Here is a 15,239-nt window from a genome sequence, read left to right on the forward strand (position 1 = left end):
ACCGCCGTTGGTTGGGTTTCGGTCCTGTGCTCAGACCGTTAAATATAATGTCCACCCCATCGACTGTGTATGCAAATAAATTGTTTGTCAAATGTTAAATTAAGTTTGCAAAGGGCTATTTCCACTGCTAGATTGAGAAAATATTGAACGATATGGCCGTTAAACCCGCTATAGCGGTCATAATTTAGTCCACTTTGTGAGGGCGATCATGGAAAATATAATGTACAAGCCAGTTATTGGCGTCGTGATGTGTAGAAACAGGCTTAAGGGTCACCAGACCCAGACTCTGCAAGAAAAGTACCTGAATGCCATTGTTAACCACGGCGGACTGCCGATCGCCCTGCCGCATGCGCTGGCGGAGCCGGAGCTGCTGAACGCGTTAGTCGATAAACTGGACGGGATTTACCTGCCAGGCAGCCCCAGTAATGTGCAGCCGCACCTTTATGGTGAAAACGGCGATGAGCCTGACGCCGACCCCGGGCGTGATCTTCTGAGCATGGCGCTGATTAACGCCGCGCTCGAAAGGCGCATCCCCATTTTCGCCATCTGTCGTGGACTGCAGGAACTGGTTGTCGCCACCGGCGGGACTCTGTATCGTCGTCTGTTCGAGCAGCCTGAGCTCCTTGAACATCGTGAAGATCCTGAACTGCCCGTCGAGCAGCAGTATGCGCCGTCCCATCAGGTTGAGGTTCAGGAAGGAGGATTGCTGTCGCAATTGATACCGGGCTGCAACACGTTTTGGGTAAACTCGCTACATGGGCAAGGGGCAAAAACCCTGAGTCCGCAGCTGCGCGTGGAGGCGCGAGCGCCGGATGGACTGGTGGAAGCGGTCAGCGTGAACGATCATCCTTTCGCGTTGGGCGTACAGTGGCATCCTGAATGGAACAGTAGCGAATACGCCCTGTCGCGTATGTTGTTTGATGGTTTTATCACCGCCTGTCAGGGCCATCATGCTGAAAAGCGGCGGCGCTGACCACTACCGTTAAGGAAATGCAAATATGAGCGATGACGGACTGGCGCCAGGGAAACGTCTGTCAGAGATCCGCCAACAGCTGGGTCTCTCACAGCGTCGTGCCGCCGAACTGTCTGGGTTGACACATAGTGCCATCAGCACCATAGAGCAGGACAAAGTCAGTCCTGCCATCAGTACGCTGCAAAAGCTGCTGAAAGTCTATGGGCTGTCGCTCTCGGAATTCTTTTCTGAACCCGAAAAGCCGGACGAACCCCAGGTGGTCATTAATCAGGATGACCTGATTGAGATGGGAAGTCAGGGCGTTTCCATGAAGCTGGTTCATAACGGAAATCCGAACCGTACGCTGGCGATGATTTTTGAAACTTACCAGCCTGGAACCACGACCGGGGAGAGAATTAAGCATCAGGGTGAGGAGATAGGCACCATACTGGAAGGTGAGATCGTGCTGACCATTAACGGTCAGTCGTATCACTTGGTGGCTGGACAGAGCTATGCCATTAATACCGGCATCCCGCACAGCTTCAGCAACACCTCGGCAGGCATCTGCCGCATCATCAGTGCCCACACCCCCACCACATTCTGATTATTTAGCCTGAACGAGGTTCAGGCTTTCTTCAGGCCTGTCGCGGCGGAAAATCTATTTTCGTCGCGGCGAAGAAATCGTAGTAATTACGCCTGCGCCGTACGGAATATTATTTCCTGTTGGCCCCGAAATAATTAACGCCAGTAAATGGCGACTCGCTCCTGAATAATTCGGGTTGTAAACAACCTGTCGCCATTCAGGGGAATAAAACGGTATTCAACTCCGGGGATACATTATGCCCTGCGCCCGGCGCAGTGCCCCCGTGCAGCCTGAAAACGCCGAACTGATTAATGTGCCGATAATGTTTTTAAGGAGTCATGATGAATTTTCAGCACCTGGCTTACTGGCAGGAAAAAGCGAAAAACCTGGCCATTGAAACGCGCTTATTTATTAACGGCGAATATTGCGCCGCGGCCGATAATACCACCTTTGAAACTATCGACCCTGCCGCGCAGCAGACATTAGCGCAGGTCGCCCGCGGTAAAAAAGCCGACGTCGAACGGGCGGTGAAGGCCGCGCGCCAGGCTTTTGATTACGGCGACTGGTCGCAGGCCTCTCCGGCCCGGCGTAAAGCGGTTCTCACTCGCTTTGCTGACCTGATGGAAACCCATTGTGAAGAGCTGGCGCTGCTCGAAACGCTGGATACCGGCAAACCGATCCGCCACAGCCTGCGCGATGATATTCCCGGCGCCGCCCGCGCCATTCGCTGGTACGCCGAGGCGCTGGATAAAGTCTATGGCGAAGTCGCGCCCACTGGCGGCAACGAGCTGGCGATGATCGTTCGTGAACCAATTGGCGTGATTGCCGCGGTGGTGCCGTGGAACTTCCCGCTACTGCTGGCCTGCTGGAAACTCGGTCCGGCGCTGGCGGCGGGCAACAGCGTGATCCTCAAACCCTCAGAAAAATCGCCGCTCACCGCCCTGCGTCTGGCCGGGCTGGCGAAAGAGGCCGGCCTGCCGGACGGCGTGTTGAACGTGGTCAGCGGCTTTGGCCACGAGGCCGGACAGGCGCTGGCCCTGCATCCTGACGTCGAAGTCATCACCTTCACCGGCTCCACCCGTACCGGCAAGCAGCTGCTGAAAGACGCCGGCGACAGCAATATGAAGCGCGTATGGCTGGAAGCGGGCGGCAAGAGCGCCAACATCGTCTTCGCCGACTGCCCGGATCTGCAAAAAGCGGTCAACGCCACCGCCGGCGGCATCTTCTATAACCAGGGCCAGGTGTGTATCGCCGGGACCCGCCTGCTGCTGGAGGAGAGCATCGCCGACGAATTTCTGACATTGCTGAAAGCGCAGGCGCAACACTGGCAGCCGGGTAACCCGCTCGATCCGGACACCACCATGGGCATGTTGATTGATAACGCCCATGCCGACAACGTGCACAGTTTTATCCGCGGTGGCGAAGCCAAAAGCACGCTGTTCCTCGACGGACGGAAAAATCCGTGGCCTGCCGCCGTCGGCCCGACCATTTTCGTTGACGTCGACCCGGCATCGACCCTCAGCCGGGAAGAGATCTTCGGCCCGGTACTGGTGGTCACGCGCTTCAAAAGCGAAGAACAGGCGCTGCAGCTTGCTAATGACAGTGACTACGGTCTCGGCGCCGCCGTGTGGACCCGCGATCTGTCACGCGCCCACCGCATGAGCCGTCGCCTGAAGGCTGGCTCGGTCTTCGTCAACAACTATAACGATGGTGATATGACCGTTCCGTTCGGCGGCTACAAGCAGAGCGGCAACGGGCGCGATAAATCGCTGCACGCGCTGGAAAAATTCACCGAACTGAAAACCATCTGGATTGCCCTGGAGTCTTGATCATGACTGAACATACCACTAGCTACTACGCCGCCAGCGCCAATAAGTATGAACCGTTCCCGACGCTGGAGGGATCCATCAACTGTGACGTCTGCGTCGTCGGCGGCGGCTACACCGGCCTCTCCTCAGCTCTGCATCTGGCCGAAATGGGCTACGACGTGGTGGTGCTGGAAGGGGCGCGCATCGGCTTCGGCGCCAGCGGCCGCAACGGCGGTCAGCTGGTCAACTCCTATAGCCGCGATATCGACGTCATTGAGAAGAACTACGGCCCGGATGCGGCCAAAATGCTCGGCAGCATGATGTTCGAAGGCGGCGATATTATTCGCGAGCGCATCCAGCGCTACCAGATCCAGTGCGATTACCGCCCAGGCGGCCTGTTCGTGGCGATGAACCATAAACAGCTGGAAACCCTTGAAGAGCAGAAAGCCAACTGGGAGCGCTACGGCAACACCCAACTGGAGCTGCTGGACAGAGAGGCCATTCGTCGTGAAGTGGACAGCGACCGCTACGTCGGCGCCCTGCTTGACCACAGCGGCGGCCATATTCACCCGCTGAACCTCGCCATCGGTGAAGCGGACGCCATTCGCCTGAACGGCGGCCGGGTGTATGAGCAGTCGCCGGTCACCCGCATCCAGCACAGCAGCCCGGCGGTGGTCAGCACCGCGCGCGGCCAGGTCACCGCGCGCTACGTGATCGTCGCCGGCAACGCCTATCTTGGCGATAAACTGGAGCCGGAGCTGGCGAAACGCAGCATGCCGTGTGGCACCCAGGTGGTCACTACCGCTCCGCTGTCGGAAGAGATCGCCCGCTCGCTGATCCCGAAAAACTACTGTGTGGAAGATTGTAACTACCTGCTGGACTACTACCGTCTGACCGGCGACAACCGTCTGCTGTACGGCGGCGGCGTGGTCTACGGCGCGCGCGATCCGGACGACGTGGAGCGGCTGATTATGCCGAAGCTGCTGAAAACCTTCCCGCAGCTGCAGGGGGTGAAAATTGACTACCGCTGGACCGGCAACTTCCTGCTGACCCTGTCGCGGATGCCGCAGTTCGGCCGTCTCGATAACAATATTTACTACATGCAGGGCTACAGCGGCCACGGCGTGACCTGTACCCACCTTGCCGGACGCTTGATTTCAGAGCTGCTGCGCGGCGACGCCGAGCGGTTCGACGCCTTCGCCAAACTGCCGCACTACCCGTTCCCGGGCGGCCGCAGCCTGCGCATTCCTTTTACCGCCATGGGCGCGGCCTACTACAGCCTGCGCGACCGCCTTGGGGTTTAATCGCCTCTGCCGACGGCGCTGGCCGTCGGCTCATGCTGCGGATAGTGCTGCTGAAAGTAGTGGCGCAGAAACTCCACGGTGGTGCGAATTTTAGCCGACGTCGCCAGCCGGGAGACATAGACTGCCCAGACGTTGGCAGGCTGAAAGAATTCCGGCAGCACATGCACCAGATGGCCGCTGGCGATATTCTCCCGGACGTCCCACCATGAACGTAACGCAATCCCCTGCCCGTCCAGACACCACTGATGCACAATTTCACCATGGTTGGACGACAGCGGCCCGGTCACCTTGATCGCATGCTGCCCCTCTTTGCTGTGCAACTGCCAGATGCCAAACGGATGATCGCGTTCTTTAATCACCAGGCAGGGTAAGGCGGCCAGATCGCTCAGCTGTTTCGGCGGTGGATGGCGGGCAAGGAATTGCGGCGAGGCGCAGAGCACGCGGTGGTTGGCCGCCAGCTGGCGGGCAATCAGATTCGGCGCGATATCATCGCCCACGCGAATATCGAGATCCACCCCTTCATTGACTAAATCCACCAGCCGGTCCTGGACATCGAAACGCAGTTCCAGCTGCGGGTACTGAAGGGCCAGCGCCGACAGCGCCGGGGCCACCACCCGGCGACCAAAGCCGAAGCTACTGATAATACGCAGCGTTCCCTGCGGCACCTGGCGTACGTCGGAAAGCTCGTCCATCATCTCATCGACATCCTGCAAAATGCGCTGCGCCCATTCGTAGATCCGCTCCCCCTCCTCGGTAATGGTGACCCGGCGGGTGGTCCGGTGCAGCAACACCACATTCAGGGTTTGCTCCAGCAGCGAAACCCGCTTGCTGACGAACGCCGGTGATACGCCAAGCTCTTCGGCGGCGGCGGCGAACCCGGCCCGGCGAGCGACCAGCATAAAGACGCGTAAATCATTTAGCAGCGGCAGATTATTCATGATCTGTGTTTTATGTTTCACCAGTTAGCGTGATTAATTATGAACCAGTCAATTATAGGATAGGCAGGTGGTCAAACATCATCGCTAAAAAGTGAGAACCGGAATGAAAAAAACCTATCGTATTGCCGCCATCCCGGGTGACGGAATTGGCAAAGAAGTTCTGCCTGAAGGGATTCGCGTGCTGCAAGCCGCCGCACAGCGTTGGGATCTGTCATTGAGCTTCGAGCAGATGGAGTGGGCAAGCTGCGAATATTATGCCCATCACGGCAAGATGATGCCGGACGACTGGCGCGAGCAGCTGCAGGGCTTCGATGCCATCTACTTCGGCGCCGTCGGCTGGCCGGATACCGTTCCCGACCACATTTCGCTGTGGGGGTCGCTGCTGAAGTTCCGCCGTGAGTTTGACCAATACGTCAACCTGCGTCCGGTGCGTCTGTTCCCCGGCGTCCCCTGCCCGCTGGCGGGTAAAAAGGCCGGCGATATCGATTTTTACGTGGTGCGCGAAAATACCGAAGGCGAATATTCCGCCCTCGGCGGGCGCGCCAATGAAGGCACCGAGCATGAAGTGGTGATTCAGGAGTCGGTCTTTACCCGCCGCGGCGTGGACCGGATCCTGCGCTACGCCTTCGAACTGGCGCAAAGCCGCCCACGCAAAACGCTGACTTCGGCGACCAAATCCAACGGTCTGGCGATCAGCATGCCCTACTGGGATGAGCGGGTGGAAGAGATGGCCAAAAACTATCCGGATATTCGCTGGGACAAGCAGCATATCGATATCCTGTGCGCCCGCTTCGTGCTGCAGCCGGAGCGTTTTGATGTGGTGGTCGGCTCCAACCTGTTCGGCGATATTCTCTCCGATCTCGGCCCGGCCTGTACCGGCACAATCGGTATTGCGCCGTCGGCCAATCTCAATCCGGAGCGCACCTTCCCGTCGCTGTTCGAGCCGGTTCACGGCTCCGCGCCGGATATCTACGGTAAAAATATCGCCAACCCGATCGCCACCGTGTGGGCCGGGGCGATGATGCTCGATTTCCTCGGCAACGGCGATGCGCGCTATCACGCCGCGCACAACGGCATCCTGGCGGCGATTGAGCAGGTGATTGCCAGCGGGCCGAAAACCCCGGATATGAAAGGCAGCGCGTCAACGCAACAGGTCAGCGACGCTATCTGCAAAGCCATTTTGGCGTAATTACCCCGCCGCTCCCCGGTGGCGCTGCGCTTACCGGGGCTACAAAAGGCACGATAATGTAAAAACACGGCCCTCAGCCCGCATCCCTGCGGGCTGCCCCGGCCTGCAGGGAACGTCTCAGCGATGTTGAGGCCGCCAACACTGGCAGTTTCAGCAACAATGCTGAATACATTAAAGGCAGGCCGCACGGACCGTAGCCCGGGTAAGGCGCAGCCGCTACCCGGGAAGACCTGCGCCAACTCCCCTCTCTTTTCGCTATGCAGAATCCCCCACGATTGACAAGTGGACCGCATCACAGCGGTGAACTTTATTAATTCCTGAAAGGACAGAACCTGCGCCAATTCACCTTTTATTATTTCCGTTCCGTGTTTTATTGCTTCACGAATCGGCCAATTGTTTAATTCATGTAACGAAGAAATAATCCAATTGTTAATAGATTTTTGCTACGAACCTTGACCCTACAGCGTGATAACAACGACAGGCTAAAGCCACCGACGGGCAATCATGCCCAGGAGATCACCCATGTTGAGCAACGTAAAGAAAAAAGATGTGCCGCTGATTGCCATCAGCCTGGCGGCCATTGTTTTCATCGCCGCTACATTAAGTCTCTTCCCGCAGCAAACCGCGCAGGCGGCTGATTCGATTTTTAACGGCGTGACCCGCCTGCTGGGTTCCACGGTACAGGTACTGGTGCTGCTGGCGCTGGGACTGGTGCTCTATCTGGCGACCAGCAAATACGGCAATATCCGTCTCGGCGAAGGCAAAGTCGAATACAGTACCCTCTCATGGCTGTTTATGTTTATCTGCGCCGGGCTCGGCTCCTCCACGCTGTACTGGGGCGTTGCCGAATGGGCTTATTACTACCAGACCCCGGGCCTGAACATTGCGCCGCAATCGCCGAAAGCGCTGGAATACAGCATCCCTTATTCTTTCTTCCACTGGGGGGTTAGCGCCTGGGCGACCTACACTCTCGCTTCGCTGATCATGGCCTATCACTTCCACGTGCGGAAAAATAAAGGCCTCAGCCTCTCCGGGATCATTTCAGCGATCACCGGAGTGAGTCCGCAGGGCTTCTGGGGCCGTCTGGTCGATCTGATGTTCCTGATCGCTACCGTCGGCGCGTTAACCATTTCGCTGGTGGTCACTGCCGCCACCTTCACCCGCGGCCTGTCAGCGCTGACCGGACTGCCGGATAACTTCACCGTGCAGGCGTTTGTGATCCTGCTCTCCGGCGGTATTTTCTGCATGAGTTCGTGGATTGGCATCAACAACGGCCTGCAGCGCCTGAGCAAAATGGTCGGCTGGGGGGCGTTTCTGCTGCCGTTGGTGGTATTACTGGTTGGTCCGACCGAATTCATCACCAATAACATCATTAACGCCGTCGGCCTGACGACTCAGAACTTCCTGCAGATGAGCCTGTTTACCGATCCCCTCGGCGACGGCGCCTTTACCCGCAACTGGACCGTCTTCTACTGGCTGTGGTGGATCTCCTATACCCCGGGCGTGGCGATGTTCGTCACCCGCGTCTCCCGCGGGCGCAAAATCAAAGAGGTGATATGGGGACTGCTCCTTGGTAGCACCGCCGGCTGCTGGTTCTTCTTTGGGGTGATGGAAAGCTACGCCATGCACCAGTTCGTTAACGGCGTGATTAACGTACCGCAGGTGATGCAGACTCTTGGCGGCGAAACCGCCGTCCAGCAGGTCCTGATGTCGCTGCCGGCAGGTAAGCTGTTCCTCGCCGCCTATCTGTTCGTGATGATTGTTTTCCTCGCCTCGCACATGGATGCGGTGGCCTACACCATGGCGGCGACCAGCACCCGCAACCTGCGCGAAGGCGACGATCCGGATCGCGGCATGCGCCTGTTCTGGTGCGTGGTGATCACCCTCATCCCGCTATCGATTCTGTTTACCGGCGCTTCGCTTGAGACCATGAAAACCACCGTGGTGCTGACCGCCCTACCGTTCCTGGCCATTTTACTGATTAAAACCGGCGGCTTCGTGCGCTGGCTAAAACAGGACTACGCCCACGTGCCGGTCAATCAGATAGAAACCCATACGCCCGAGCCAATGATTAAAGCCGAGACGCTACCGGTTGGCACGGTACTCAAAGGCGACGGCCAGTCGCTGTAAAACCTCTTACTGACAATAATCACAAGGTGACCTTACATGAGCAATTTGAGCCCTGACTTTACTCTGCCGATTAACTTTTGCGCCAATCCGCAGGATGCCTGGACCATTCCGGCCCGTTTTTATACCGACAGCCAGGCGTTTGAGCACGAGAAAGAGCGCATCTTCGCCAATAGCTGGATTTGCGTCGCCCACGGCAGCGAGGTCGCCCGGCCGAACGACTACATCACCCGGGAGATCATTGGCGAAAATATCGTTATCGTCCGCGGCCGCGACAACATTCTGCGCGCTTTCTATAACGTCTGCCCGCACCGCGGCCACCAGCTGCTGAGCGGTGAAGGTAAAGCCAAAAACGTGATTACCTGCCCCTATCACGCCTGGGCCTTCAAGCTTGACGGCAATCTCGCCCACGCCCGCAACTGCGAAAACGTGGCGAATTTCGATAGCGAAAAGGCAACGCTGGTGCCGGTTCGCCTGGAAGAGTATGCCGGCTTTGTGTTTATCAATATGAATCCGCAAGCGGAGAGCGTGGAAACGCAGCTGCCGGGCCTGCAGGACAAAGTGCTGGAAGCCTGCCCGGACGTGCATGATCTGAAACTGGCGGCGCGCTTTACCACTCTCACCCCGGCGAACTGGAAAAATATCGTCGATAACTATCTGGAATGTTACCACTGCGGCCCGGCGCACCCGGGCTTCTCGGATTCCGTACAGGTTGACCGTTACTGGCACACCATGCACGGCAAATGGACGCTGCAGTATGGCTTCGCCAAGCCGTCCGAGCAGTCGTTTAAATTCGAAGAAGGTACCGACGCCGCGTTCCACGGTTTCTGGCTGTGGCCGTGCACCATGTTCAACGTGACGCCGATCAAGGGCATGATGACCGTGATCTATGAATTCCCGGTGGATGAAGAGACCACTCTGCAGAATTACGACATCTATTTCACCAACGAAGAGCTGACTGACGATCAGAAAGCGCTGATTGAGTGGTATCGCGACGTGTTCCGCCCGGAAGATTTACGCCTGGTGGAAAGCGTGCAGAAGGGGCTGAAGTCCCGCGGCTATCGCGGCCAGGGGCGCATTATGGCGGATAACAGCGGCAGCGGTATCTCCGAGCACGGTATCGCGCATTTCCACAATCTGGTGGCCCAGGTGTTCCAGCCGTAATCGTTGAAGGAGTTTGCTATGTCCGTGTTTCACTCAGATCTGTTTCGCCAGCAGGCGCTGATTGCCGGAAGCTGGCGCGACGCCGCCGACGGCACGACGCTTGCCGTCAGCAATCCTTCCACCGGCGCGGCGCTCGGCCAGATCCCTAATATGGGTCGGGCGGAAGCGCAGCAGGCCGTGGATGCCGCCGCGGCCGCGCTGCCGGCCTGGCGCGCATTAACCGCCGCTCAGCGCGCCACGCTATTGAAAAACTGGCACCGCCTGATCCTCGAAAACAAAACCGCGCTGGCGCAGATCATGACCGCCGAGCAGGGCAAGCCGCTGGCGGAAGCGGAAGGTGAAATCGCCTATGCCGCCTCGTTTATCGAGTGGTTTGCCGAACAAGGGAAACGCGCCAACGGCGAGATAATCCCCTCCCCCGGCGCGGATAAACGCCTGATGGTGATCCGCCAGGGCGTGGGCGTCTGCGCGGCGATCACCCCGTGGAACTTCCCGGCGGCGATGATCACCCGCAAGACTGGCCCGGCGCTGGCCGCTGGCTGCACGATGGTGATTAAGCCGGCTAACGAAACGCCGTTTACCGCGCTGGCGATGGCGGAACTGGCGATTCAGGCCGGGATCCCGCAGGGCGTTATTAACGTCGTTACCGGCCAGTCGCGCGAAATTGGCGCGGTGTTCACCGGCGATGAGCGGGTGCGTAAACTCTCCTTTACCGGCTCGACCGAAGTTGGCCGCGTGCTGATGCGCCAGTGCGCGGAATCCATCAAAAAGCTCTCTTTAGAGCTCGGCGGTAACGCGCCGTTTATCGTCTTTGACGATGCCGATATCGATAAAGCGGTCGAGGGAGCGCTGATCGCCAAGTTCCGCAACGCCGGGCAAACCTGCGTCTGCGTTAACCGCTTCTATATTCATCGCGCCGTCTACGACCAATTCTGCGATAAGTTCGTGGCCCGCGTCGCCGCCCTGAAAGTTGGCGATGGCAGCGAGTCCGATGTCCAGATTGGCCCGCTGATCAACGCCGACGCCGGGCGCAAAGTCCAGTCCCTGCTCGACGACGCCCTGACCCGCGGCGCAACGCTGTTAACCGGCGGTAAAGCGCACCCACTGGGCGGTAATTTCTTCACCCCTACGGTTATCGGCGACGTACAGCCGGGGTCACTGCTGCTGCAGGAAGAGATTTTCGGCCCGGTGGCCGCGCTGGTGAAAATTGACGATGAGCAGCAGGTCATCGAGCAGGCGAATAACACCATCTACGGTCTCGCCTCCTATTTTTACAGCAACGATGCCGCCCGTATCTGGCGCGTCTCCGAGCAGCTGGAATACGGGATGGTCGGCATCAATACCGGGCTGATTTCCAACGAAGTCGCGCCATTTGGCGGAGTGAAGCAGTCCGGCCTTGGCCGCGAAGGGTCGGAACACGGAATCGAAGATTACCTGGAGATGAAGTATCTCTGCCAGGGGTTGTAAATGTCCTCTCCCGGCGGCGGCGCTGGCCACGCCGGGATTTTTGATGGAGTTCAGCGATGTCTGATTATCAAATGTTTGAGGCGATCGTTCGCGATGTTGAACAGATCACCGCCCAGGTGAAGCGTTTTACGCTAGTGTCGCCGACCGGCGCCCCGCTGCCGGGATTCAGCGGCGGTAGCCATATTATCGTCCAGATGCAGGATGGCGAGCAGCGCTACAGTAACGCCTATTCGCTGATGAGCTCGCCGCTGGATACCACCAGCTGGCAGATTGCGGTGCGTCTTGAGTCGCCTTCCAAAGGCGGCTCGCGCTTTATGCACCAGCAGGTGCGCCCGGGCGATACCCTGACGGTGTCCACGCCCAACAACCTGTTCGCCATCGAACCACAGGCGCGAAAACATCTGCTGATCGCCGGCGGTATCGGCATCACGCCATTCTTGTCCCATATTCCGGAACTGGAACAACGGCAGGCCGACTGGCAGCTGCACTACAGTTTCCACGACGCCGACAATAATGCTTTCGTCGATGCGCTCAGCGCCGCGCCGTGGCGAGATCGGGTCAATGTTCATGTATCAGCGCTCGGCAGCCGTCTCGACCTGCCGCGCCTGTTCGCCGACCTCGAGCCCGGAACCCACGTGTATACCTGCGGCCCGGCGGCGCTTAACGAGGCGGTGAAAGCCGCCGCCGAACGCCATCAGGTGCCCGCCAGTCAGCTGCACTTTGAGCAGTTTATCGTTGAGGATAAAGGCGGAGAGGCGTTTACCCTGGTGCTGGCGCGTTCCGGACGCGAATTTACCGTACCGCAGGACATGACCATTTTGCAGGTTATTGAGAATAACAAAGCGGCGAAGGTGGAATGCCTGTGCCGCGAAGGGGTGTGCGGCACCTGCGAAACGATGATTCTGGAAGGGGAAGCGGACCACCGCGATCAGTATTACAGCGAGGAAGAGAAAGCCAGCCAGCAGAGTATGCTGATCTGCTGCTCGCGCGCCAAAGGCGGCCGGTTAGTGCTGGATTTGTAAAGCGCACACCGGCCAGCACCGCTGGCCGGTGTGCAGATCACAGTTCCAGCTCGCGGCGCAGCAGGTCGGCAATATCCTCGCTGCTCTCCGCGGAGACCAGAGATTGGCGGAACTCCGCGTGCATAATGCGCCGCGCCAGCCGCGAGAAGATACGCATATGCTGATCGCCCGCCGAGTGCTTATTCAGCGTCAGCATAATCACAAACTGCGCCTCTTCATCGCCCCATATCACCGGCTGCGCCAGACGGGCGACGCTGATAGTCGACTGCTCAATATGCTCGGATTTACTGTGCGGAATGGCGAAGCTAAAGCCCAGACCGGTGGAGAACACCGCCTCGCGGGCCCACAGGTCGGCCTCCAGCTTACGCGGATATCGACAGCGGCCGGCCAAAAGCAGATTATCCGTCATCCCTTTCAGCACCTCCTCCTTACTGCGCCAGTCGCTATTCAGCGTAATGCACTCGGCGCTCACCAGCGGGACATCCTGCTGACGCATGCGGAACTGGGCCAGCAGATGCTCCACTTCCAGTGAGGTACGGCACTGCATGGCCTGATTCAGCAGCTGGCGGCAGGCGCGGCTGTCCAGTTGCGCCAGGCGCGATTTGGTCGCCGGGATCGCCGGCGCGCTCATGCTCAATTCATCTAAACCGAGGCCTACCAGCAGCGGTAGCACCGATCCTTTGGCCCCCAGTTCGCCGCACAGACCAATCCATTTCCCCTGCCGATGCACCGCCTGCACGGCATAGTCCAGCGCGCGCAGGAAGGCCGGATTCAGGCTGTTGTAGTGGCGCGTCACTTTCGCGTTATCGCGATCCACCGCCAGCAGATACTGCGTTAAGTCGTTGCTGCCGATGCTAAAGAAATCCACCTCTTCACAGCACTGATCGATGATAAACATCACCGACGGCACTTCCAGCATGATGCCGAGCGGGATCTTTTCATCAAACGGGATCTGCTCGGCGCGCAGCGACTGTTTGGCCTCCGCCAGTCGCTCTTTCACCCACAGGATCTCTTCCATTGATGAAATCATCGGGATCATAATCTTCAGCGAGCCGTGCGCCGAGGCGCGTAAAATCGCCCGTAGCTGAGTGTGAAACAGCGCCTGATACTCTTCATAGATGCGCACCGCGCGGTAGCCGAGGAACGGATTGTTTTCCGCAGGGATGTTGAGATAGGCCACCGGCTTATCACCGCCGATATCCATAGTCCGCACGATAATGCTGCGCCCGGCAGCGGGTTCCAGCGCCTGGCAGAAGATGTTGTAGAGCTCATCTTCCGACGGCGCGCTCGGGCGATCCATATACAGCATTTCAGTGCGGAACAACCCTACCGACTGCGCGCCCTGGTTGAATGCCGCCACCGCTTCCACCGAATGGGCGATATTGGCGGCGATCTCCACGCGGATACCGTCTTGCGTCTGCCCGGCTTTATCCAGCCATACCTGCTGCTGTTGCCGGATTTGCGCCTGTAGCCAGGCCTCCTGCTGATAGTAGCGCGCTACCGCCGGACTCGGATCCACCACCAGCAGCCCGGCGTTGCCGTCAATCTGCACCTGCGTATCCACCCACGGCAGCAGCGCGGCTAAATCCACGCCTACCAGAGTAGGGATATTGAATGAGCGTGCCAGAATCACGGTATGCGAGGTGGTGCCGCCGCTGCGCAGCAGCAGCCCTTTGAGATGCGTTTTATCCAGTTCCAGAAACTGGCTGGGGGTCAGCTCGTCGGCAAGACAAATGGCCGCTTCCCGCAGCTGGCCCGGCGCCGGGAAACGGGCTTCGCCGTAGATATGCTGTAACAGCTGGAAGCAAACGTCGCGTACATCCAGTACCCGCTCCTGCAGATAGCTGTTGCCGGAGTCGCGGAACTGGGCGCAGAAGTGGTCGCCGGTGGCGACAATCGCCTGGGCGCAGCTCAACCCGGTGAGAATACCGCCAAGCAGGTGCTGGCGCAGCGAGGCATCCGTCGCCAGCGAACGGTGAGCTTCCAGGATCGCGCTGGCGGTGCCGTCATTGTCCAGCAGCCGCAGCTCGATATCTTTCACCAGCAGGCGCAGGCCATTATCCAGCGCCGCCTGCTCCTGTTCGGGACTGGCGGCGACGGGCAGTTCGCCCAGCTCGTGCAGATCGCGTGATTTGAGATGAACCAGCGTCCCTCCCGCGCTGCCGGCGCACACCGGGTGGGCATGAAACAGCGTCGGGTTCAGCCGCGAAAGCGACTCTGGCACCGGCTGGACATCCAGCGTTGGCGCAGCGGGCAGCGGCGCGTCACAGTGGGGAAATTCATCGCGCATAAAAGCCGTTAACGCGGCGAATGCCTCAGCTTCATCTTCGCCGCTGATAAGCAGCTGGCAGGCGTCGCCCTTCAGGGTATTGCTGCCGATAATCGCCAGCGCGCTCTTGGCATTTCCGCCGGTCTCGCGGCGCAAGTTCCGCCACTCAACCGCTGATGAAAAACGGTTACACAGCGTTTCGACCAGACTGGCCGGACGCGCATGCACGCCGTTGGGCAAATCACATGTAAATTCAATGACCAGAGCCATCGCCTTCCTCCAGAGCAATCCATTATTTCCTCAAAAGTAATAAAAGACGGCCCCAGGGACTAGGTGATAAAACTGGCAATTACTGGACTATTGTACACACAATATTTTTTTATGCCCGCCATCACAATTCCACCCTGTTAGCGCTC

General features: G+C 58.7%; 11 protein-coding genes. 9 read left to right on the forward strand and 2 right to left on the reverse strand.

What is annotated here, in order from left to right; all coding sequences use genetic code 11:
- Window positions 1–220 precede the first annotated feature (220 nt).
- The 4 genes from puuD (at window position 221) to AC3EMD_RS17455 (ending at window position 4,647) form a co-directional block, all read left to right on the forward strand.
- Window positions 221–973: a gamma-glutamyl-gamma-aminobutyrate hydrolase gene (gene puuD / locus AC3EMD_RS17440; RefSeq protein WP_162494428.1), complete on the forward strand. Its 753-nt coding sequence runs from the start codon at window positions 221–223 to the stop codon at window positions 971–973.
- 25 nt (window positions 974–998) lie between these two features.
- Window positions 999–1,556 carry an HTH-type transcriptional regulator PuuR gene (gene puuR, locus AC3EMD_RS17445; protein WP_002898590.1) on the forward strand — a complete coding sequence of 186 codons (558 nt, stop codon included), beginning with the start codon at window positions 999–1,001 and terminating at the stop codon, window positions 1,554–1,556.
- A gap of 320 nt (window positions 1,557–1,876) precedes the next feature.
- Window positions 1,877–3,364 carry an aldehyde dehydrogenase PuuC gene (gene puuC, locus AC3EMD_RS17450; protein WP_302074195.1) on the forward strand — a complete coding sequence of 496 codons (1,488 nt, stop codon included), beginning with the start codon at window positions 1,877–1,879 and terminating at the stop codon, window positions 3,362–3,364.
- A 2-nt stretch (window positions 3,365–3,366) separates the two neighbouring features.
- Window positions 3,367–4,647, forward strand: coding sequence for an NAD(P)/FAD-dependent oxidoreductase (locus AC3EMD_RS17455; RefSeq protein ID WP_039103053.1), 1,281 nt, complete (start codon window positions 3,367–3,369; stop codon window positions 4,645–4,647).
- On the opposite strand, the gene AC3EMD_RS17460 is transcribed toward AC3EMD_RS17455, so the two are convergent.
- Complete coding sequence (locus AC3EMD_RS17460; RefSeq protein ID WP_008805923.1) at window positions 4,644–5,606, reverse strand: LysR family transcriptional regulator; 963 nt, start codon at window positions 5,604–5,606, stop codon at window positions 4,644–4,646. The genes AC3EMD_RS17455 and AC3EMD_RS17460 overlap by 4 nt on opposite strands.
- Before the next feature lie 82 nt (window positions 5,607–5,688).
- Here AC3EMD_RS17460 and AC3EMD_RS17465 point away from each other — a divergent pair, with 82 nt between their 5' ends.
- From AC3EMD_RS17465 to AC3EMD_RS17485, 5 genes are all read left to right on the forward strand, one after another.
- Entirely contained in the window at window positions 5,689–6,774 is a 1,086-nt protein-coding gene (locus AC3EMD_RS17465) for a tartrate dehydrogenase (protein ID WP_038422320.1), read from the forward strand.
- A 522-nt stretch (window positions 6,775–7,296) separates the two neighbouring features.
- Window positions 7,297–8,904, forward strand: coding sequence for a BCCT family transporter (locus tag AC3EMD_RS17470; protein WP_004201469.1), 1,608 nt, complete (start codon window positions 7,297–7,299; stop codon window positions 8,902–8,904).
- 36 nt (window positions 8,905–8,940) lie between these two features.
- Window positions 8,941–10,065: a carnitine monooxygenase, oxygenase subunit YeaW gene (gene yeaW, locus AC3EMD_RS17475; protein ID WP_008805921.1), complete on the forward strand. Its 1,125-nt coding sequence runs from the start codon at window positions 8,941–8,943 to the stop codon at window positions 10,063–10,065.
- Window positions 10,066–10,083: 18 nt separating this feature from the next.
- Window positions 10,084–11,532: an NAD-dependent succinate-semialdehyde dehydrogenase gene (locus AC3EMD_RS17480; protein ID WP_302073619.1), complete on the forward strand. Its 1,449-nt coding sequence runs from the start codon at window positions 10,084–10,086 to the stop codon at window positions 11,530–11,532.
- Window positions 11,533–11,588: 56 nt separating this feature from the next.
- Window positions 11,589–12,554 (forward strand): PDR/VanB family oxidoreductase, encoded by a 966-nt coding sequence (locus AC3EMD_RS17485; protein WP_101139637.1) that lies wholly within the window; start codon window positions 11,589–11,591, stop codon window positions 12,552–12,554.
- Between the two features lie 37 nt (window positions 12,555–12,591).
- Here AC3EMD_RS17485 and ptsP read toward each other — a convergent pair whose 3' ends face one another.
- A complete protein-coding gene (ptsP, locus tag AC3EMD_RS17490) occupies window positions 12,592–15,093 on the reverse strand; it encodes a phosphoenolpyruvate--protein phosphotransferase (protein ID WP_032753970.1) in 2,502 nt (833 codons plus the stop codon).
- Window positions 15,094–15,239 lie beyond the last annotated feature (146 nt).

This window comes from Klebsiella sp. PK18 (genome assembly GCF_057784655.1).